Below are 18,519 nucleotides of genomic sequence, written 5' to 3' on the forward strand. Positions count from 1 at the left end.
CGTCCGCGGTTCGGCCTACTCGGGAGTAGTAGAGGGAGTGCAGTGACGGATGAACTCGGGCCGCTGCTGCGCCGCTTGCGCACGCAGGCGGGGCTGACGCAGGAGCTCCTGGCGGAGCGGTCCGGGGTGAGCGTCCGTACGATCCGCAGGCTGGAGACCGGCAAGGCCACCGACCACCGGCTCGGCACGGTGAACCTGCTGGCGGACGCCCTGGAGGTGGGCCCCGGGGACCGCCGGCTGCTGGCGGCCACGCTCGGCAGGGCCGAGAGTGCACCGGCCGCCCTGCCGGCCCCCGGGTCGCCCGGTCCGTCGCCGGTGCGCGGCGCACTCGCCGATGCCGCGGACGAGTTGGCGCGGGAGGTGCGGCGCCGCTGGCGGCGCGAGGAGGAGCAGCGCCGGGTCCACGACCCCTTCCCGCTCCCGGTGCGCTGGCGGGAGGCACCGCCGGATCTGACGGACCACTCGGAGAACGTCCAGCGCCTCGAACCGGGCGCCACGGCGGACCGGATGGACCTGAGCGGTGATCTGCGCAGTGCCGCCGAGGTCTACCGGAGGATCTCCTCCGGCCGGCTGGTGGTGCTCGGCCGGGCCGGCTCGGGCAAGTCGATCCTGACGATCAGGTTCGCCCTGGACTTCCTGGAGACGCGGACCGGTGCCGACCGGGTGCCGGTGATCTTCAGCCTCGGCTCCTGGGACCCGACCACGACGGTGCTGCGGGACTGGCTGATCGGCCGGCTGCTGCGCGACCACCCGCACCTGGCCCGCCGGGTCCCCAGCGGGGCGACCCTGGCCGCCGCGCTCGTCGACGCCGACCTCGTGCTGCCCGTCCTGGACGGCTTCGACGAGATCGCGGAGGGATTGCGGTGCGAGGCGCTGGAGGCGCTCAACTCCACCTCGCTGCCGCTCGTCCTGACCAGCCGCCGCGGCGAGTTCGCCGAGGCCGTGCGGGCGGCGGGCACACCGCTGGTGTGGGCGGCCGGGATCGAGCTCGCCGACCTCACCCTCGACGACCTCGCGGACTACCTGCCGCGGACCGCGCGGCCGGCCGCCCAGGCCGACGGCGGCGGCCCGGCCGGGGCGGTGTGGGAGGACGTCCTGGCGGAGCTGCGGGCCGGGGAGAGCCCGGCGAGCAGGCACCTGGCCGAGGTGCTGAGCACCCCGCTGATGGTCATCCTGGCCCGCACCATGTACAGCGACGCACGCGACCGGAGCCCGGCGGAGTTGCTGGACGGCGCCAGGTTCCCCACCGCGCACTCCCTGGAGGACCACCTGCTGGCGGGCTTCGTGCCGACGGTCTACCGGCGGCGCGCCGCCGAGCAGTCCGCCGACGGCCGGCCCGGCGGGCCGCAGAACCGGGACCCGGACTCCGCCCGGCGCTGGCTCGGCTTCCTCGCCCACCACCTGGTACGGCTCGACCGCGACCAGCAGGACCTCGCCTGGTGGCAGATCTCCGCCGCACTGCGGCGGCCGACGCGCACGGCGGCGGTCGTCCTGGCCACCGCGCTGTGCGTCGCCGGCGCCGACTGGGCGGTCACCCTGCTCATCACCCCCACCGGCCTCGGCGAGGCCCTGCTGCAGGGGGCGCTGATGGGGCCGGCCGCCGGCCTGGCCTTCGGCTCGGTGTACGCCGTCCTGGCCGCGTCCGGCGGCCGGCCGTTCGAGCCGGCCCGGTTCCGGCTGCGGCTGCCGAGAGCCCGCAACAGCATGGGCCGCGGGCCCGTACGCACCTTCGTGGGCCGGTTCGGCAGCGGGATGCTCGGCGGGTCCGTGATGGGCATCGGCTGCGCATGCGCCCTCACCCTCGAACGAGCCGTCTACATGGGCCTGCCGCTGACGAACGTGTACGTGCTCCAGGGCACGCTCATCAACATGCTCGCCTTCGGGCTGATCTTCGGCTCGGCCGCCGGGCTGGTCTTCGGGCTCGTGGCCGTCCTCGAGGCGCCGCTGGACGTCGCCTCCGCGGCCACCCCGACCGGCCTGCTCTCCTCGAACCGGGCCACGGCCGCCCGGCAACTCGCCGTCCTGGCACCGCTGCTCGTCGTGACGATCGCCCTCGGCGGGTACCTGATCGTCGGCCTGCTGCGCGGCTTCCTCGGGCCGATGTCCTGGGGTCTCACGGACGGGCTCCTGATCGGCGCGGTCGGCGGGATCGGCGGCGCCCTGTCGTACGTCCTCTCCTTCACCGCCTGGGGGCAGTGGGTGGTGCTGTCCCGGGTCTGGCTGCCGCTGACCGGCAAACTGCCCTGGGACACGGCCGCCTTCCTGGACGACGCGTACCGCCGGGGAGTGCTGCGCCAGACCGGCGCCGTCTACCAGTTCCGGCACGTCCGGCTGCAGCACCACCTGGCGCACTCCTACCGGCAGCAGCAGGCGAAGTACGCGCCGGCGCGGTTCGCCGACCCCGGTGCGGGGCCTGCGAACCGCGCCGAGTCCGCGAACCGCGGCGGGGCAACGGAGGACCGGGCCGACCGGAGCTGACCGGCCGGCCCTGTGCCTGCCGTCAGGCGGCGGCCGGGACCCAGACGGTGCCGTTGCCGCCGGTGTTGCCGAGGGTCTGCGTCATGATGCTGCCCTCCTGCCAGTAGAGCGGGTGCTGCTTGAGGAAGCCGCCGAACGACTCCAGCGAGGTCGCGTCGCACACCCCGTCGGTACGGATGCAGAAGCGCTGCACCGGGACGCCCGGGAACTCCGCCGGGCCGGTGCCCGGGGACACCGCGACCGCAGGCAGGTAGACCCCGCGCGGGACCAGGTGCCAGAAGCCGGTGTCGGGCTGCAGCGGGTCGGCGTAGAGCATCCCGTCGACCTGCGACCGGGGGACGGCGGTGGCGTTGTCGGCCACCGCCTGGAGCAGCAGGTCGCCGACCCAGGCGCCCTGCGAGTAGCCGGCGATCGTGAAGTGCCCCGCGGGGTCGGCACGGTAGGCGCTCTCGAGCGCGGCGAGCGCGTTCCGGAAGCCCTGGTTGACGCTGTCGCCGAAGCTCGCCGCGAACGGCGCCGGCATCTCGTTGTGGCTGCCGACGAACGGGCCGCCGCTGGCCGGGTAGCAGACCGGGATCGGGATGCCGCCGTTCAGGTGCTGGTTGGCGAAGTAGAAGGTGCTGGTGCAGCCAGGCGCCTCCGCCACCGAACCCGTCCCGCCGATCTCGATGTAGTAGTGGTGCACGGGCTCGGCCTGCGCTGCGGCCGGGACGGCCACGGCGGCGGCGAACGCCAGCGCCGTCGCACCGACGACGGCCTTGCAACGGCGGACGAACTTGCTCGCACGCGAGTCGGACATGCTGCTACTCCCCTGGTTCGGCATGGGTGGCCCTCGTCGGGGCCGGCTGATCCGGCGCATCGTCAGCACGGTGCGACGACGCGGCGTCGGCTGCTTCCGACGCACCACATCGTGTTGTCGGCGGTCGGTCAGCAGCCAGGACACCGACCGGCCGAATACGACCGGTCGCCCGTATCCCCAGGTCGGACGCTTGCGAAGGCCGCCTGCCGGCGGAGATCAGGCGAGGCCGAGCAGGCGGGGGACCACCGCGGCCGAGGTGCCGAGCACGCCGAACCAGCCGGGATCGACGAGGCTCAGCACGAAGACGGTCGGGCATCCGACGAACTGCGCGGCCAGGAGGGTCATAAGCCAGCCCGGCTCTTCCCAATCCACGCTCAGCAGCGCGAAGGCGACCACGGCAGCCAGCCCGGCCAGCAGCAGCACGGGCAGGGCGACCACGCCGTAAACGACCAGCTTCCAGAGCGCCGGGGCGGGCTCCGCCTGGTAGGCGTGGGTGAATCCGGAGGTCACCCAGATCGTCACCAGCGGGAGGAACAGCAGAAGCAGGGCGCCCACCACCGACCGCGGCCCGGACATCGCGGGCTTGCGGGGTTTGTCTTCGGCCTCCGGTGCGGTCTCGGCAGGCGGCGGGGAGTCGGCGGGCTCCGCGGGCGGTTCCTGCTCCGCCGCTTCCGGCTGCACGGCAACCGCTCCGCCGCCCGTGGCGTCCCGGGTCGTCGCCCGGGCCAACCGGGCGCGCCGCTGCTCCTCCCTGAGCCGGTCCCAGTCCGGGTCGACGGCGGTCGGGCTCGGCTCCACAAGGGCCGGGACCGGTTCCGCGGTGCGCGGCCTCGGGGGTGCAACGGCCATGGCACGCAGGCGGTCGGCGACCTCGGCGGCAGTGGACGGCCGGTGCTCCGGCTTCTTGGCGAGCAGGTCGGCAACGAGCAGGTCGAGGGTGGCGGACACGCCGGGGCGGTGGGCGCTGGGCGGCGCAGCCACCCGCCCGATGTGGGCGAACATCAGCGCAGCCGCGTCCAGGTCACCGAACGGGGAGCGCCCGGTGAGCAGTTCGTAGAGCACGCAGCCCAGCGCGTACAGGTCGGCCCGGCCGTCGCCGGCCTTGCCCTCCAGCCGCTCGGGAGGCATGTAGGCGGGGGTGCCGATGATGCGGCTGGCCTGGGTCACGGTCGACAGGTAGCGGGCGATGCCGAAGTCGAGGATCTTCACCGAACCGGCCGTGGTCAGCATCAGGTTGGCGGGCTTGAGGTCCCGGTGCACGACCCCGGCGGTGTGCGCGACGGCGAGCGCATCCGCGACCTGGACGGCCCACTCGACGGCGACGGCCGGCTCGGGCGGGCCGTCCTGGCGCAGCACCGTTCCCAGGTCGCGTCCGGCCAGCAGCTCCATGACGAGGAACGGCGTGCCGTCGGTGTTCGTCCCCAGGTCGAAGATGGTGACCACACCGGGGTGGTTGAGCCCGCCGGCGGTGCGCGCCTCGCGGAAGAACAGCTCCGCCGCGGAGTCGGCGTCGCGCTGGGGGTGCAGCAGCTTGACGGCGACACGGCGCCGGATCAGGTGGTCACGGGCCGCCCACACCTCGCCCATGCCGCCCCGGCCCAGCAGTTCCTCCAGCTCGTACCGGTCCGACAGCATCCGGCCCGCCATCCGTCCCCCTCCTTCGGAGCAACTCCCGCCCCGGGCAACCCGTTGCGACCAGCCGCATCCTAGGCGTGTCTGACAATTCCCGCGGGCGTGCGGTGCGGTGCAGCGCTGTCGCACGGGCTGCGGTGACGACCGGTCACATCTGGCCGGTGCCGTGTCCTGTCCGCCCGGACGTCCGGCGGGAAGCGTGGCACTGCACCGTACGGCCCGTTCGGTGCGCACCGCGCCGGACCGCCGGGCGGGCCACCGACCGCGCCGTCAAGGGGAGATCATGACCGGACAGGACAGCCGCACGGACGACCTAGGCCGGTTGCCGACCGCCGTCGACGAGGCCGCGGCCCGCGCGGGCCTGGGTGCCCGGCGCGCGGTGTACCCGGGGGCGCAGTCGCAGTCGGGTTCCGTCGGCTGCGCCGCGGCCGCCGTCGTCGTGCTGGGCGGCATCGCGCTCGCCCTGTCCCTGACCGCGGCGGCGGCCATGGCGGTGCTGCCGCTGGGGTTGCTCCTGCTGTGCCTGATCGGCATCCCGCTGGAGCGGTCGACGGCGAGGAAGAACAGCGGTGTTCGGCTCGACCTCTACGACCGCGGCCTCACCGCCGTGGTGAAGGGCCGGGTCCACGCCGTCCGTTACGAGAGCACGTCCGTCCTCCAGAACACCGTGCGGCACACCGGAGTCGGCGGATACACGTCGTACGAGTACACGCTCACGGACGTCGCGGGCGGGAAGGTCGTCCTGCGCGGCCGGGCGGACGGCGTGGGCGAGGTCGCGGAGCCGGGGAAGTTCACCAACCCGCGCGAGTGGGGGCCGGCCGTCCAGGACGCGGTCACCCGCGCCCGACTTCCCGCAGCGATCGCCGCACTGGCCTCCGACGGAAGGCTCGAGTTCGGCCGGCTGTGGCTGACCCGGCACGAGGTCGGGTCGGCGCGCGAGTCGGCGCGGTGGCACGAGATCCAGGAGGTCAAGGTGTTCGACGGTGTCATCCGCCTGAAGGTCGCCGGACGGTGGCGCGCGCTCACCAGTGCCGCGGTGAGCACGACGCCGAACGTCTTCGTCTTCCTCGCCCTCGCCGAACGCCTCCGCGAGCACGCGCACGGTCCGACCGCCTGAGCCGGGTTCCGGCCCGCAGACGGTCGTTCGTGGTCCGCCCGACCCCTGCCGCCGCAGACCTGTGCAATGTTACTGTCGCACCGTGTCCAAGAGTGAGATCGACCAGCTGACCACCGAGTTCTTCGGCGCCTTCGACAACCGGGACGGCAAGCCCGCCGACGTGGCCCGGCTGCGCCGCCTGATGCTTCCCGGCGGCGTGATCGTCAGCACCAACCCGCAGTTCACGGCGTACACCGTCGAGGAGTTCATCGAGCCGCGGGTGCGGCTGCTCTCCGAGGGCCGCCTGGTCGAGTTCTCCGAGTGGGAGACCTCCGAGCGGACGGAGATCGTCGGCGGCATCGCCTCGCGGTTCGGCGAGTACCGCAAGTCCGGAGTCCTGGACGGCGTCCCGTTCGAGGGCGGCGGCACCAAGACCATCCAGTTCGTCCGCACCCCCGACGGATGGCGGATCACGGCCTTCGCCTGGCACGACGAGCTCTGACCGGGCCCGTCCACATCACCGGCGCCGGAGGCGTACCCGGGCGTACCGGACGGCCCCGCCGATCGGCAGGGGGCAGGGCGCCAAGTGTCCGGATTCCGGAGCGGATTGCCGGATCTGCGGACCGGGCCGCGAAGCTCCGCCAGGAGGCCGAGCGCCTGCGCAGCCAGGGCCACTTCCGCGAGGCCGACGCCGCGGACGCCCGCGCGGACGCCATCGAGGCGCAGATCAAGCGCTGGCCCGACTGCGAGCGCAGCGTCCGCTGCTGACCGGTGCCCGGTGGACCCCGCGGCGCGACGCTCCGGCGTCCCGCCGCGGGGTTCTCGCCGCTTCAGGCCCGGCGTCCGCGTACCGCCGCAGCCCCCTGCGGACGGCCTGCCGGGGCGGCTCGCCGCCGGTAGACCAGGTACGGGCGGACCAGGTAGCCGACGGGGGCGCTCCACACGTGCACCAGGCGGGTGAACGGCCAGGCGGCGAAGAGCAGGCAGGCCGAGAGCGCGTGCAGCTGGAACAGCAGGGGGGCGCCCGCCATCGCCTCGGGCTGGGGGTGGAACGTGAACACGCCGCGGAACCAGACCGAGACGGTGGACCGGTAGTCGTAGCCGTCGCCGGCGACGTTGTGCACCGCGGTGGCCAAGAAGCCGAGCAGCACGGTCGCCGTGAGCAGCGGGAAGAGCAGCTTGTCGCTCCGGTCGGTGGTGAGCCGGATCCGCCGGGTGAGCAGTCGGCGGGCGCACAGCATGCCCAGTCCGGCGATCATGGCCACACCGGCCACCGTGCCGAGCGAGACGGCCGTCAGGTGGTAGGCGTGCTCGGAGATCCCGGCCGCCTCCGTCCACGAGGCCGGCACGGCCAGGCCCACGACGTGGCCGCCGATCACCGCGAAGGCGCCCAGGTGGAACAGCGGACTGCCCCAGCGCAGCCAACGGTGCTCCAGGAGTTGGCTGGTGCGCGAGGTCCAGCCGAACTGGTCCTGGCGGTAGCGCCAGATGTGCCCCACCACGAAGACCGCGAGGCAGATGTACGGGAACGCGACCCACAGCAGCAGGTCGGCGCCGCCCACGGCGGCGGCGAGCGGGGTACCTGCGGGGCTCATCGGTCGTCCTCTCGGGTCCGGGTCGGCAACAGCGGAATCAGCGTCGGAGCGGCGGGCTCGGGCGGAACGAAGGTCTGCGGCGGCGCGAACAGGTGACCGCCGTACGGTTCGAGACCGACCTCCTCGGCCGGCGGGCCTGCGGCGGCGAGCTCCGCCACGGCCTCCAGATCGGCGGTGGTCGGCGGCGGGAGGAGGGTGAGCAGCGCGGCGAGCAGGTGCCGGTAGGGGGACGTCACGTCGGCCAGGGAGTGCCGGATCAGCTCCAGTCCGCGCCGGTGCTGGCGCAGCGGGGCCTCGCCGTTGCCCGGGCCCTCGAGCGCGGCGTACTCGAGGACGACCGGGAGGTGGTCGGGGAGTTCGGCGGCGTCGGGCTCCCAGCCGGCGGCGCGGTAGCGCTGGGCGAGGGCGAGCAGGGCCGTGCCGCGGCGGCGGGTGTCGCCGTGCAGGTAGTAGGTCAGGTAGAGGCTGCTCCTGCGGCGCAGGTCGAAGACCTCGACGTAGTGGCGTTCCAGGGCGTCGGGGGGCTGCTCGGCGAACCAGGCGGTGAAGGCTGCGAGTTCGGCGGCGGCCGGGGACGGCTGCAGTGCCTCGACGGTGGCGGCCAACGCCTGTCGCGCGCCGGCCAGTTCGGTGTCCGGGTACTGGAGCAGCAGGGAGAGCAGGCGCAGGACGAGCACGCGCTGCGCGGTCTCCTGCGGTGTGCCGACCGGACGGGTCCGGCGGGCCCGGGGTCGGATGCCGATGTGCGGTGCGTTCATGCCCCTACTCCCCCGTCCTGCGGCGCAGGGTGGGGATGCCGAGCATCACCCGGCCGCCCCGGTCGCCTGAGACCTCGACCGGGCACCGGTCCTCGATCCCGGCGAGGGCGGCGGCGTCCTCCTTGTGCGCGGCGGGGACGACGTACCGGTCGGAGTACTTGGCGACGGCGAGCAGCCGGTGCAGGTCCTCCGCCTCGCGGGCGGTGAGCCCGACCGCCTTCAGCGCGCTCTCGTCGCCCGCCTCGCCGAGGGTGCGCTCACGCATGTAGGAGCGCAGCGCGGTGAGCTTCATCAGCACGCCGGCCACCACGTCGGTGTCCCCGGCGCTGAACAGCTCCGCCAGGTACTCCAGCGGGATGCGCAGCCGGGTGACGGCGGCGAAGACGTGGTCGGGGTTGTCCTGGTTGCCGCCCGCCGAGTCCACCGCGTCGAGCACCGGGGAGAGCGGGGGAACGTACCAGACCATCGGCAGGGTGCGGTACTCCGGGTGCAGCGGCAGCGCCACCTTGTAGGTGGAGACCAGCGCGTGCACGGGGGAGCGCCGGGCGGCCTCCATCCAGTCCTCGGGTATGCCCGACTCCCGCGCCGCCGCGATCACTTCGGGGTCGTGCGGGTCGAGGAAGACCCCGCGCTGGGCGTCCAGCAGGTCCTTCTCGTCGGGGGTGGCCGCGGCTTCGCCGACACGGTCGGCGTCGTACAGCAGGAGCCCCAGGTAGCGCAGCCGGCCGACGCAGGTCTCGGAGCAGACGGTCGGCTGGCCGGCCTCGATCCGCGGGAAGCAGAAGGTGCACTTCTCGGCCTTGCCGGTGGCGTGGTTGACGTACACCTTCTTGTACGGGCACGCCGTCACGCACATCCGCCAGCCGCGGCAGCGGTCCTGGTCCACCAGGACGATGCCGTCCTCGACCCGCTTGTACATCGCGCCGGACGGACAGGCCGACACGCAGGCCGGGTTGAGGCAGTGCTCGCACAGCCGGGGCAGGTGGAAGAGGAAGGTCTGCTCGAACTCGAACTTCACCTTCTCGGCCCACTCGCCGGTCAGGTTGGGGTCGCCGCCCGCGTGCTCGGGCGCGCCGCCGAGGCCGTCCTCCCAGTTGGCGCCCCAGGTGATCGCCGTCGGCTCCCCGGTGAGGACCGAGCGCGGGCGGGCGACCGGGACGTCGCGCCCGGCCGGGGCGCTGACGAGGTTGTCGTAGTCGTAGGTGACCGGCTCGTAGTAGTCCTCGATGGACGGCAGGTCGGGGTTGGAGAACAACGACAGCAGCCGCTTGACGCGTCCGCCCGAGCGCAGGACGAGCCGCCCGCGCGCGTCGAGCATCCAGCCGCCCTTCCACTTCTCCTGGTCCTCGTAGCGGCGCGGGTAGCCGACGCCGGGCTTGGTCTCGACGTTGTTGAACCAGGCGTACTCGACACCGGTGCGGTTGGTCCACGTCTGCTTGCAGGTGACCGAGCAGGTGTGGCAGCCGATGCACTTGTCGAGGTTCATCACCATCGCGATCTGGGCCATCACGCGCATGTCAGTACTCCACGTCCTGCGAGCGACGCCGGATGACGGTGACCTCGTCGCGCTGGTTTCCGGTCGGGCCGTAGTAGTTGAAGGCGTAGGTGAACTGTGCGTAGCCGCCCGCGAGATGGGTGGGCTTGAGCAGCAGCCTGGTCAGGGAGTTGTGGATGCCGCCGCGCTTGCCGCTGACCTCCGTCTTCGGCACGTTCACGTTGCGGTCCTGGGCGTGGTACATGTACACCGTGCCCTCGGGCATCCTGTGGGTGACCACCGCTCGCGCGGCGACGACACCGTTGCGGTTGTACGCCTCGATCCAGTCGTTGTCCTTCACGCCGATCCTCTCGGCGTCGCCGGTGGACATCCAGATGACCGGGCCGCCGCGGGACAGGTCGAGCATGTACTTGTTGTCCTGGTAGTTCGAGTGGATGGACCACTTGGAGTGCGGGGTGAGGTAGCGGACGGTGACCTCGGCCCGGCCGTCGCCCAGGTGCTCGTCGCCGTAGTGCCGGGGCGAGTTCAGCGGAGGCCGGTAGACGGGCAGTTGCTCGCCGACCTCGGACACCCAGTCGTGCTGGACGAAGAAGTGCTGCCGGCCGGTGAGGGTGTGCCAGGGCTTCTTGTGCTCGGTGTTGATGACGAACGGCGAGTAGCGCCGGCCGCCGGTCTCCGAGCCCGACCACTCGTACGACGTCAGCACCGCGCGGGGCTGGGTGCGGGTGTCGGCGAACGTGATCCGCTCCGCCTCGCGTTCGGCGGCGAGTTCGACCAGGCCCTCGCTGCCGGTCTGCTTCTCGAGCACCCGGAAGCCCTCGGCGGCCAGACGTCCGTTGGTGGTGCCGGACAGGGCGAGGACCGCCTCGCACATGTGGCTCGCGGTGGCGAGCGAGGGCCGTCCGGCGGCGATCCCGTCCCTGACGGTGCCGTTGCGGTGCCGGAGTTCGTCGATCTCCTTGTCCGGGACGACGGTGACGCCCTTGGTGGTGGTGCCCAGGGTGTCGAGCAGCGGGCCCACGGCGCGCATCTTCTGCGCGATCGCGGTGTAGTCCCGTTCGACGACCGCCAGCTTCGGCATGGTCTTCCCGGGGACCGGTTCGCACTCGCCGGTCTTCCAGTCCCGCACCACACCGCCCGGCTGGGCGAGTTCGTCCGGGGTGTCGTGCAGCAGCGGCACGGCGATGACGTCGGTGCGGGTGCCGAGGTGGTCGGCCGCCAGCTCGCTGAACCGGTCGGCGAGGGTCAGGAAGGTGTCGTAGTCGGTGCGCGCCTGCCAGGGCGGGGCGATGGCCGGGGTGAAGGCGTGCATGAAGGGGTGCATGTCCGTGCTGGACAGGTCGTCCTTCTCGTACCAGGTGGCGGCCGGGAGGACGACGTCGGCGTACAGGCCGGTCGAGGTCATCCGGAAGTCCATGGTGACCAGCAGGTCGAGCTTGCCCTCGGGCGCCTCCTCCCGCCACACCACGTCTTTCGGACGGCCCTCGGGCGGGGTCTCCTCGGAGCGGACGGACCCGTCCGTGCCCAGCAGGTGGCGCAGGAAGTACTCGTTGCCCTTGCCGGAGGAACCGAGCAGGTTGGCCCGCCACACGGTCAGCACGCGCGGGAAGTTGGCGGGGTCGTCGGGGTCCTCGGCGGCGAACCGCAGCCGTCCCGACTTCAGCTCGTCGACGATGTGCTCGGCGACCGGCCGGCCGGCCCGGGCGGCTTCGTCCGTCAGGTCGAGCGGGTTGCGGTTGAAGCCGGGGTGACCGGGCGTCCAGCCCAGTCGCACGGCCTGCGCCAGACAGTCGGCGAAGCCCTTGCCCCGGAACCGTCCCTCCCCGAGCGGGGAGGCGATCTCGTCGGGCCCGAACGCCTCGTAGCGCCACTGGTCGGAGTTCAGGTACCAGTACGAGGTGCCCGCCATGTGCCGGGTGGGCCGCTGCCAGTCGAAGGCGAACGACAGGTGCTGCTGCCCGGTGACCGGGCGGACCTTCTCCTGGCCGACGTAGTGCGCCCAGCCGCCGCCGTTGACGCCCTGGCAGCCGGTCATGGTGATGAGCGCCAGGAAGGCCCGGTAGATGGTGTCGGAGTGGAACCAGTGGTTGGTTCCGGCCCCCAGCGCGATCATGGACCGGCCGTTGGTGCGCTCGGCGTTGCGGGCGAACTCTCGGCCGATGCGGGCCGCCTGCTCGGCCGGCACGGAGGTGATCGTCTCCTGCCAGGCCGGGGTGCAGGGCTGCGACGCGTCCTCGTACGACGACGGCCAGCTGCCCGGGAGACCGGGGCGGTGCACCCCGTACTGGGCGAGCATCAGGTCGAAGACGGTGGTGACGAGTCGGCCGCCGATCCGGCGCACCGGCACACCGCGCACCAGGACCGAGCCGCCCTCCGTGGCGCCCTCGTCGAAGCGGGGCAGTGCGATCTCGACCGTCTCCTCGGCCCGCTCCAGCAGGCTCAGCTCGGGTACGACATCGCCCAGGTCGAGGTTCCAGTGGCCCTGCTCCTTCGCCCAGCGGAAGCCGAGCGAGCCGTTCGGCACGACCGCCTCGCCGGTGGCCGAGTCGACGAGGACGGTCTTGGACCCGGCGTGCTCCGTGTCGTGTCCGAGGTCGGCCGCGGTCAGGAACCCGTCCGGGACGAGACCGTGCTCGTGCTCGCGCAGGGCCACCAGGAACGGGGCGTCGGTGAACTTGCGCAGGTAGTCCCGGAAGTACGGGACTTCGCGGTCGACGAGGAACTCGCGCAGGATCACATGGCCCATGGCCATGGCCAGCGCGCCGTCCGTACCGGGGTGCGGGGCGAGCCATTCGTCGGCGTGCTTGACGTTGTCGGCATAGTCGGGGCTGACCGCAACGATCTTGGTGCCGTTGTAGCGGGTCTCGGTCAGGAAGTGCGCGTCGGGCGTGCGGGTCACGGGGATGTTGGAGCCCCACATGATCAGGTAGCCCGCGTTCCACCAGTCCGCGGACTCCGGCACGTCGGTCTGGTCGCCCCAGACCTGCGGCGAGGCGATGGGCAGGTCCGCGTACCAGTCGTAGAACGACAGCAGCGTCCCGCCGATCATCGAGTGGTACCGGGCCCCGGCCGCGAACGACGCGATCGACATCGCCGGGATCGGGGAGAAGCCCGCCACCCGGTCGGGGCCGTACGTCTTGACGGTGTGCACCTGGGCGGCGGCGACCAGCTCGGTCACCTCGTCCCAGTCCGCCCGCACCAGGCCGCCCTTGCCGCGCGCGCTCTTGTACGCCCGGGCCTTGGCCGGGTCGCCGGTGATCTCGGCCCACGCCGCCACCGGATCGCCGAGCCGGCGGCGGGCCTCGCGCCACAGTTCGAGCAGCGCGCCGCGCACGTACGGGTAGCGCACCCGGCTGGGCGAGTAGGTGTACCAGGAGAAGGAGGCTCCGCGCGGGCAGCCGCGCGGCTCGTACTCCGGGCAGTCGGTGCCGATGGAGGGGTAGTCGGTCGCCTGGTGCTCCCAGGTGATGATGCCCTCCTTGACGTACACCATCCAGGAGCAGGAACCGGTGCAGTTCACCCCGTGGGTGGACCGCACCACCTTGTCGTGGGACCAGCGGTCCCGGTAGAAGCCCTCCCACTCGGTGCCGCCCTCGCCGAACACGGCCCGGCCGTCGGCCGACACCTCGCGGCGTGTCAGCAGCCGTCTCGCCGCCAGCGGCCACTGCTCTTCTCCACGGGCACCGGAGTCACCCGCCGTCGTCTCGCGCTCCATGGGCCGAACGGTAGGCAGCGAACACCGGTCCGCGCGGGGGCCGAAGGTCCCTGATGACCCCGCCGGGGGTCCCGGGAGCCCCAGCTGGAATCAGGACCTCCGGTCCCCCGGTCGGGGACCGTCGGCAGGGCCTCGGAAGACCCCGGACACAGCAGGCTGATGCCTGATCGGACCGGAGGGCGACCACCGTGCACGACCCAGTCCGACGCCCGGCCGGACTCCTCCCGCCGGCCCGGTCCGTCGCCCGCGCCGGAGAAACGGAGAGCACACCATGGACACCCGTCCGAACGGGAACCGACCGACTGCACCGACGTCCGGGCAGCGGACGCTGATGCTGACCCTGGCCACCCTCGGATTCGCCCTCAACTTCTGGGCCTGGGCGCTGATCAGCCCGCTCGGCCCGCGGTTCAAGGACTCGCTCGGCCTCAGTTCGTTCCAGCAGTCCCTGCTCGTCGCCGTGCCGGTGATCGTCGGCTCCCTGGGCCGCATCCCGGTGGGCGCGCTCACCGACCGCTACGGCGGCCGGGTGATGTTCCCGCTGGTGTCCGCCGCCACCATCGTTCCGGTGCTGTACCTCGGCCTCGCCGGGCACTCGTCGCTGGCCCAACTGCTCGTCGGCGGGTTCTTCCTGGGCATCGCCGGTACCTCGTTCGCCGTCGGCGTGCCCTTCGTCAGCGCCTGGTTCCCCCCGGAGCGGCGGGGTACGGCCGTCGGCGTCTTCGGGGCCGGCATGGGTGGCACCGCGATCAGCGCCCTGACCACGGTGAACCTGGTCAAGAGCCACGGCACCGCCGCCCCCTTCGTCCTCACCGCGGTCGTGCTCGCCGCGTACGCGGTGGTGGCCCTGCTCCTGCTGCGCGACGCGCCGGGGCGCACGGTGCCGTCCGAGCCGCTGGCCCGCCGCCTCGGCAAGACGCTCCGGCTGCGCACCACCTGGCAGGCCTCGGCCCTGTACGCCGTCGCCTTCGGCGGCTATGTCGCCTTCTCCGTCTACCTGCCGACCTACCTCAAGACCGCCTACGGGCTCCAGCAGGCCGACGCGGCGAACCGGATGGCCGGGTTCGTGCTGCTGGCGGTCCTGATGCGGCCGGTCGGCGGCTGGCTGTCGGACCGGACCGGCCCTGTCCGGGTGCTCGGCTGGGCGCTCGGCGTGGTCGCCCTCGGTGCCCTGGTCCAGGCCTTCACCCCCGCACTGGCCCCGCTCGGCACGGTGGCCTTCCTGGCCATGGCCGCGGCCCTGGGCGCCGGCAGCGGGGCGACGTTCGCCCTGGTCGCCCTGCTCGCGCCCGCGGACCAGGTCGGCTCCGTCACCGGTGTGGTCGGGGCGGCGGGCGGCCTCGGCGGATTCGTCCCGCCGCTGCTGCTGGGCGCCCTGTACGGCAGCTACCACTCCTACGCCGCCGGCCTGGCGGCACTCGTCCTCGTCGCCCTGGCCGCCCTGGCCTTCACCGCCACCCGGGTCAGGCGCGCCGTCCACCGCGCCGCCCACGCCTGACCGGCCGCCGGCCGGCCGAGAGAGGGGATCACCCCGACATGTGCGAGTACTGCGGATGCCAGGCCCTCACCGCCATACGCGACCTGACGAACGAACACGAGGCCGTGGTCAACCTGATCGGCGCGGTTCGGGCCGCGCACCGCGACGGCGACACACCCCGCGCGGCCGCGGCCGCCCGGCACATCGCCGCCCTGCTCCGCCCGCACACCGAGGTCGAGGAGCGCGGCCTGTTCCCGGCCCTGGCCGGGGAGTTCCCCGACCACATCGCCGTCCTGGAGGCCGAACACCGGCACATCGAGGCCGTCCTCGGCGAGGCGGCGGACGGCACGCCCGCCGACCCCACCTGGCCCGGACGCCTCCTGGACACCCTCGGCCGGCTTCGGGCCCACATCCTCAAGGAGCAGGACGGCGTCTTCCCCGCCGCCCTCGCCCTGCTGAGCACGGCGGACTGGGAGGCGGTCGAGGCCGTACGCACCCGGGTCGGCACAGCCCTGCCGAACGCCACTGGCTGACAGCCCGCCCCACCCGCCGGCTAGGGACGTTCGTAGAGCTGGAGGACACCGCCGACCGAGAAGCAGAGGGCTCCGACGAGGGTGCCCCAGTTGGCGATGTCTGAGTTGATCAGACTGTCGGTGGCGGGTCGGGTGTAGGCGGCGAGTGCCGAGACCATGAAGAGGACGGAGCCGAGCTGGTTCACGGCGACGATCCACCAGCCGAGGCTGCGGCGGCGGATGCAGGGCCGGCCGTGGCAGATCTCGACGAACGCCAGGTGGCCGGAGACCAGGAAGAGCACGCAGCCGATGACGTCGGGCGTCCAGATCAGCCGGTTGATCTGCTGGGCACTCAGTCCCTGCATGAAGGAGTCGATCAGGTTGACGGCGAACACCAGGGTGCCGGCGAACAGGACGAACGCGCTCAGCCAGTCCACCCGGGTCGGCTCGTAGCTCCACCACCGCCAGTGCCGGGTGACCAGTCGGCCCTCGCCCCCGGGCACATGGCGGGGCGCGTTGACGACCTGGAGCAGGGAGACGTAGCCGCCGGTGTTGAAGAACAGGCCGCCGGCGAAGTAGATCGAGGCGCAGGTGGTGGCGTCGCCGGAGCCGAACTGGGCGACACCGGCGCCCGCCGCGAACAGCGCGCCGCCGATGACGAAGGCGGTGGCCGCGATGGCGTTGAGCCTGCGCAGGCGGCGGAGTCCGGCGTCGTCGGCGCTGGCGTGATGGCCGGTGCTCACGCCGGGCGGGCGGACGGCGATGAGTCCGCGCCGCCGGGCGAGCCGCGACTCCCACACGGCGGTGCCACCGCCGGGCGGGTGCCAGGTGAGCCGGGTGGTGAACGGTCCCGCACCTTCGGCGCGCTGCTCGGGCTGTCCCACAGGCCGAGACTAGGCGGCCCCCGGACCGTCGGCCGGGCGAAACGCCGCCGGTGCGGCGGAACGGCTCCGATCCGGCGTCCGGCGGCGGCCCGGCCGCTGTCCTACCTGAACAGGCGGTCACCGCCGGTGGCCATGCGATGGGTGGCACTGTGGCGGTTCACCCAGTCACGGACGAGGTTGACGGCGTTGGCGCACTGCCAGCCGCCGTCGTACTCACGCACCCCGGTGAAGGCGCCGTAGCCCGCGATGACGCCGTCCACCTGCGCATCCCCCAGCAGCTTGTCGACGTACCACGGATCGTTGTAGGTGGTCGTCCAGGACAGCGTGGCCGCGAGCTGTCCCGCGGCACGGTCCCCGGCACCCTTCTTCAGCTCCGCACACGTGTTGTACGTGGCTTCCGTGCAGTTGCCGAATCCCTTGGTGATGTCGCTGTCGCCGTAGTCCATCACCCGGCGACCGGCCGGGATCGCGGAACCCGACCGGTCGAAGGCGGCGCGCACCCGATCGCGGGTCCCGGTCGTCGTCATGCCCTCCAGGGGGCCGAGCCTGCCCTCCAGGCTCTTCCAGCCCCTGCCGCCGACGTCCGGGGTGCTGCCGCCGTGGTACTCGTAGAAGCCGTACAGCACCTGGATCCCGGCAGCCGTCAGCCGCTGCGCCTTGTCGCGCAGGCCGGCGACGCTGCATCCGCGGTTCTGCTGCTCCCCGCAGTAGTTCGGGTCCTTGATGTCCAGCCAGACCAGTGCGAGTCGGCGCCCCGCGCGGGCGTTCGCGAGGATGCGGTCGATCATGCTGTCGAAGCCGGGGCCCAGCCGGGCGTCGCCGGCCGAGGAACAGTCGTGATAGGCGCGCCATTCGTTCGGGTTCCACCAGGCGCACACGTCGATCTCGATGCCGTTGGCGCCGTGGTCGAGCGCGGCGTCCACACCGTCCAGGGTGTCGACCCGGTGGGCGACGGCGTAGATCGCGTGCCGCTGATCGGCCGCTGCCGCCGGGGTCGCGCCGACCGTGCCTGCACCGATGATCCCGCACAGCGCCGCCGCCGTCAGCGCCGGCCGGCGCCGCCGACCGGCGCCGCTCCTGAGCCGAGTGGTCATGGAAGCCCCCCTCTTCTTGTCCGTGTTCAGTCAGTCAATCTCACCGACTGCATGCTGACACGGGCCGCCCGGGCGAGGAGTCGGATCCGGCCACACGTGACACCCCGCATCCTCGCGGCGGTACTGCGGACCCGGACGTCGAGGCGATGCCTCAGAGCCGCCGGACGCGCAGGACGCCGGTCAGCATCGGCAGGGTGAACTCACCGCGGGCGGTCTCCGGTCCGCTCGCGAGGAAGGCGCGGATCCGGCCCAGCGTGGCCTCCCGTTCCCGGTCCGGCATGACCAGCAGCCCCGCGCGGGTCGCGAGTGCCGCCACGAGGGAGTCGGCGGTGCGGCGCTGCCCGTGCGGGAACTCCGCCTGCTCCGGCGAACCGAACCGGGCGGCCCCGCCGGTCTTCGGAAGGTGCATGCCGGCCGTCTCGGCCCGCCAGGCGGCGGGCGTGTCACGGGGGCCGACGGCCGCGCTCCCGCCGACCCGGGCCAGCCCGGCGACCCAGTCGACCCGGTCGTCCAGGACGTTCCACAGACCGGCCAGGACGCCGCCGGGTGCGAGGACCCTGGCGATCTCGGGCCCCGCGACGGCCATGTCGAACCAGTGCATGGCGTTGCCGGCCAGCACCGCATCGACGGAGGCGTCCGGCAGCGGTATCGCCTCGGCGGTACCCGGCAGGGCGCGGACGTCGGGCAGCGAGCGGCGCAGCTCGGCCAGCATCGCCGGGTCGGGCTCGACCGCGACGACCTCGGCACCCAGCACGACCAGCCCTGCGGTCAGCTTGCCGGTACCGGCGCCGAGGTCGAGCACCCGCGGGCCGGGCGCGGGTTCGAGCGCCCAGCGCACCGCGGCCGGCGCATAGTCGGGGCGGTGCTCGGCATAGGCGACCGCCGCCGCACCGAACGACGAGGCGTGAAGCAACCGTTCGTCCTGATCCACACGCTGACGCTACCGATGCCGCCGGCCGTCGGCCAGCCCCGCGAGCCCACCGAACC

Annotated in this window: 14 protein-coding genes; 5 read left to right on the forward strand and 9 right to left on the reverse strand. The window is 73.0% G+C overall.

What is annotated here, in order from left to right:
• Nucleotides 1–42 precede the first annotated feature (42 nt).
• Entirely contained in the window at nt 43–2,478 is a 2,436-nt protein-coding gene (locus ACQ614_RS06010; RefSeq protein ID WP_431677188.1) for a helix-turn-helix domain-containing protein, read from the forward strand.
• 22 nt (nt 2,479–2,500) lie between these two features.
• Here the strand turns inward: ACQ614_RS06010 and ACQ614_RS06015 are convergent, their stop codons facing one another.
• Nucleotides 2,501–3,277 carry a PE-PPE domain-containing protein gene (locus tag ACQ614_RS06015; protein ID WP_431677190.1) on the reverse strand — a complete coding sequence of 259 codons (777 nt, stop codon included), beginning with the start codon at nt 3,275–3,277 and terminating at the stop codon, nt 2,501–2,503.
• Nucleotides 3,278–3,493: 216 nt separating this feature from the next.
• The gene (locus ACQ614_RS06020; RefSeq protein WP_431677191.1) at nt 3,494–4,924 is read right to left on the reverse strand and encodes a protein kinase domain-containing protein; all 1,431 of its coding nucleotides are present in this window, start codon (nt 4,922–4,924) and stop codon (nt 3,494–3,496) included.
• Nucleotides 4,925–5,192: 268 nt separating this feature from the next.
• Between ACQ614_RS06020 and ACQ614_RS06025 the strand changes: the two genes are divergently transcribed.
• Entirely contained in the window at nt 5,193–6,026 is an 834-nt protein-coding gene (locus ACQ614_RS06025) for a DUF6585 family protein (RefSeq protein WP_431677192.1), read from the forward strand.
• An 82-nt stretch (nt 6,027–6,108) separates the two neighbouring features.
• Nucleotides 6,109–6,507: a DUF4440 domain-containing protein gene (locus ACQ614_RS06030; protein ID WP_431677194.1), complete on the forward strand. Its 399-nt coding sequence runs from the start codon at nt 6,109–6,111 to the stop codon at nt 6,505–6,507.
• A 328-nt stretch (nt 6,508–6,835) separates the two neighbouring features.
• Here the strand turns inward: ACQ614_RS06030 and narI are convergent, their stop codons facing one another.
• Genes narI through ACQ614_RS06050 form a run of 4 tightly spaced genes read right to left on the reverse strand, consistent with a single transcriptional unit; the run spans nt 6,836 to nt 13,568 of the window.
• Complete coding sequence (gene narI / locus ACQ614_RS06035; protein WP_431677196.1) at nt 6,836–7,600, reverse strand: respiratory nitrate reductase subunit gamma; 765 nt, start codon at nt 7,598–7,600, stop codon at nt 6,836–6,838.
• Nucleotides 7,597–8,358, reverse strand: coding sequence for a nitrate reductase molybdenum cofactor assembly chaperone (gene narJ / locus ACQ614_RS06040; protein ID WP_431677198.1), 762 nt, complete (start codon nt 8,356–8,358; stop codon nt 7,597–7,599). The genes narI and narJ overlap by 4 nt, the downstream gene beginning before the upstream one ends.
• Nucleotides 8,359–8,362: 4 nt before the next feature.
• Complete coding sequence (narH, locus tag ACQ614_RS06045) at nt 8,363–9,874, reverse strand: nitrate reductase subunit beta (RefSeq protein ID WP_431677200.1); 1,512 nt, start codon at nt 9,872–9,874, stop codon at nt 8,363–8,365.
• A 1-nt stretch (nt 9,875) separates the two neighbouring features.
• The gene (locus ACQ614_RS06050; protein ID WP_431677201.1) at nt 9,876–13,568 is read right to left on the reverse strand and encodes a nitrate reductase subunit alpha; all 3,693 of its coding nucleotides are present in this window, start codon (nt 13,566–13,568) and stop codon (nt 9,876–9,878) included.
• A 271-nt stretch (nt 13,569–13,839) separates the two neighbouring features.
• Here ACQ614_RS06050 and ACQ614_RS06055 point away from each other — a divergent pair, with 271 nt between their 5' ends.
• Both ACQ614_RS06055 and ACQ614_RS06060 read left to right on the forward strand, forming a co-directional pair.
• Nucleotides 13,840–15,063, forward strand: coding sequence for an MFS transporter (locus ACQ614_RS06055; protein ID WP_431677203.1), 1,224 nt, complete (start codon nt 13,840–13,842; stop codon nt 15,061–15,063).
• Nucleotides 15,064–15,101: 38 nt separating this feature from the next.
• Entirely contained in the window at nt 15,102–15,575 is a 474-nt protein-coding gene (locus tag ACQ614_RS06060) for a hemerythrin domain-containing protein (protein WP_431677205.1), read from the forward strand.
• 20 nt (nt 15,576–15,595) lie between these two features.
• Here ACQ614_RS06060 and ACQ614_RS06065 read toward each other — a convergent pair whose 3' ends face one another.
• The 3 genes from ACQ614_RS06065 to ACQ614_RS06075 all read right to left on the reverse strand — a co-directional run bounded on the left by ACQ614_RS06065 (nt 15,596) and on the right by ACQ614_RS06075 (nt 18,463).
• On the reverse strand, nt 15,596–16,438 hold the full coding sequence (locus ACQ614_RS06065) for a hypothetical protein (protein WP_431677206.1): 843 nt from the start codon (nt 16,436–16,438) through the stop codon (nt 15,596–15,598).
• 101 nt (nt 16,439–16,539) lie between these two features.
• A complete protein-coding gene (locus ACQ614_RS06070) occupies nt 16,540–17,532 on the reverse strand; it encodes a phospholipase (protein WP_431677208.1) in 993 nt (330 codons plus the stop codon).
• Nucleotides 17,533–17,683: 151 nt separating this feature from the next.
• The gene (locus ACQ614_RS06075) at nt 17,684–18,463 is read right to left on the reverse strand and encodes a class I SAM-dependent methyltransferase (RefSeq protein WP_431677209.1); all 780 of its coding nucleotides are present in this window, start codon (nt 18,461–18,463) and stop codon (nt 17,684–17,686) included.
• Nucleotides 18,464–18,519: the final 56 nt, after the last annotated feature.

This window comes from Kitasatospora dryopteridis (assembly GCF_050749075.1).
GTDB lineage: Bacteria > Actinomycetota > Actinomycetes > Streptomycetales > Streptomycetaceae > Kitasatospora.

What these genes read in the sequence shown, in the direction of transcription:
- ACQ614_RS06070 (WP_431677208.1), bottom strand. Translation starts at nt 17,532, where the DNA reads ATGACCACTCGGCTCAGGAGCGGCGCCGGTCGGCGGCGCCGGCCGGCG.
- ACQ614_RS06025 (WP_431677192.1), top strand. Translation starts at nt 5,193, where the DNA reads ATGACCGGACAGGACAGCCGCACGGACGACCTAGGCCGGTTGCCGACC.
- ACQ614_RS06060 (WP_431677205.1), top strand. Translation starts at nt 15,102, where the DNA reads ATGTGCGAGTACTGCGGATGCCAGGCCCTCACCGCCATACGCGACCTG.
- ACQ614_RS06020 (WP_431677191.1), bottom strand. Translation starts at nt 4,924, where the DNA reads ATGGCGGGCCGGATGCTGTCGGACCGGTACGAGCTGGAGGAACTGCTG.
- ACQ614_RS06055 (WP_431677203.1), top strand. Translation starts at nt 13,840, where the DNA reads ATGGACACCCGTCCGAACGGGAACCGACCGACTGCACCGACGTCCGGG.
- narH (WP_431677200.1), bottom strand. Translation starts at nt 9,874, where the DNA reads ATGCGCGTGATGGCCCAGATCGCGATGGTGATGAACCTCGACAAGTGC.
- ACQ614_RS06050 (WP_431677201.1), bottom strand. Translation starts at nt 13,568, where the DNA reads ATGGAGCGCGAGACGACGGCGGGTGACTCCGGTGCCCGTGGAGAAGAG.
- ACQ614_RS06015 (WP_431677190.1), bottom strand. Translation starts at nt 3,277, where the DNA reads ATGTCCGACTCGCGTGCGAGCAAGTTCGTCCGCCGTTGCAAGGCCGTC.
- narI (WP_431677196.1), bottom strand. Translation starts at nt 7,600, where the DNA reads ATGAGCCCCGCAGGTACCCCGCTCGCCGCCGCCGTGGGCGGCGCCGAC.
- narJ (WP_431677198.1), bottom strand. Translation starts at nt 8,358, where the DNA reads ATGAACGCACCGCACATCGGCATCCGACCCCGGGCCCGCCGGACCCGT.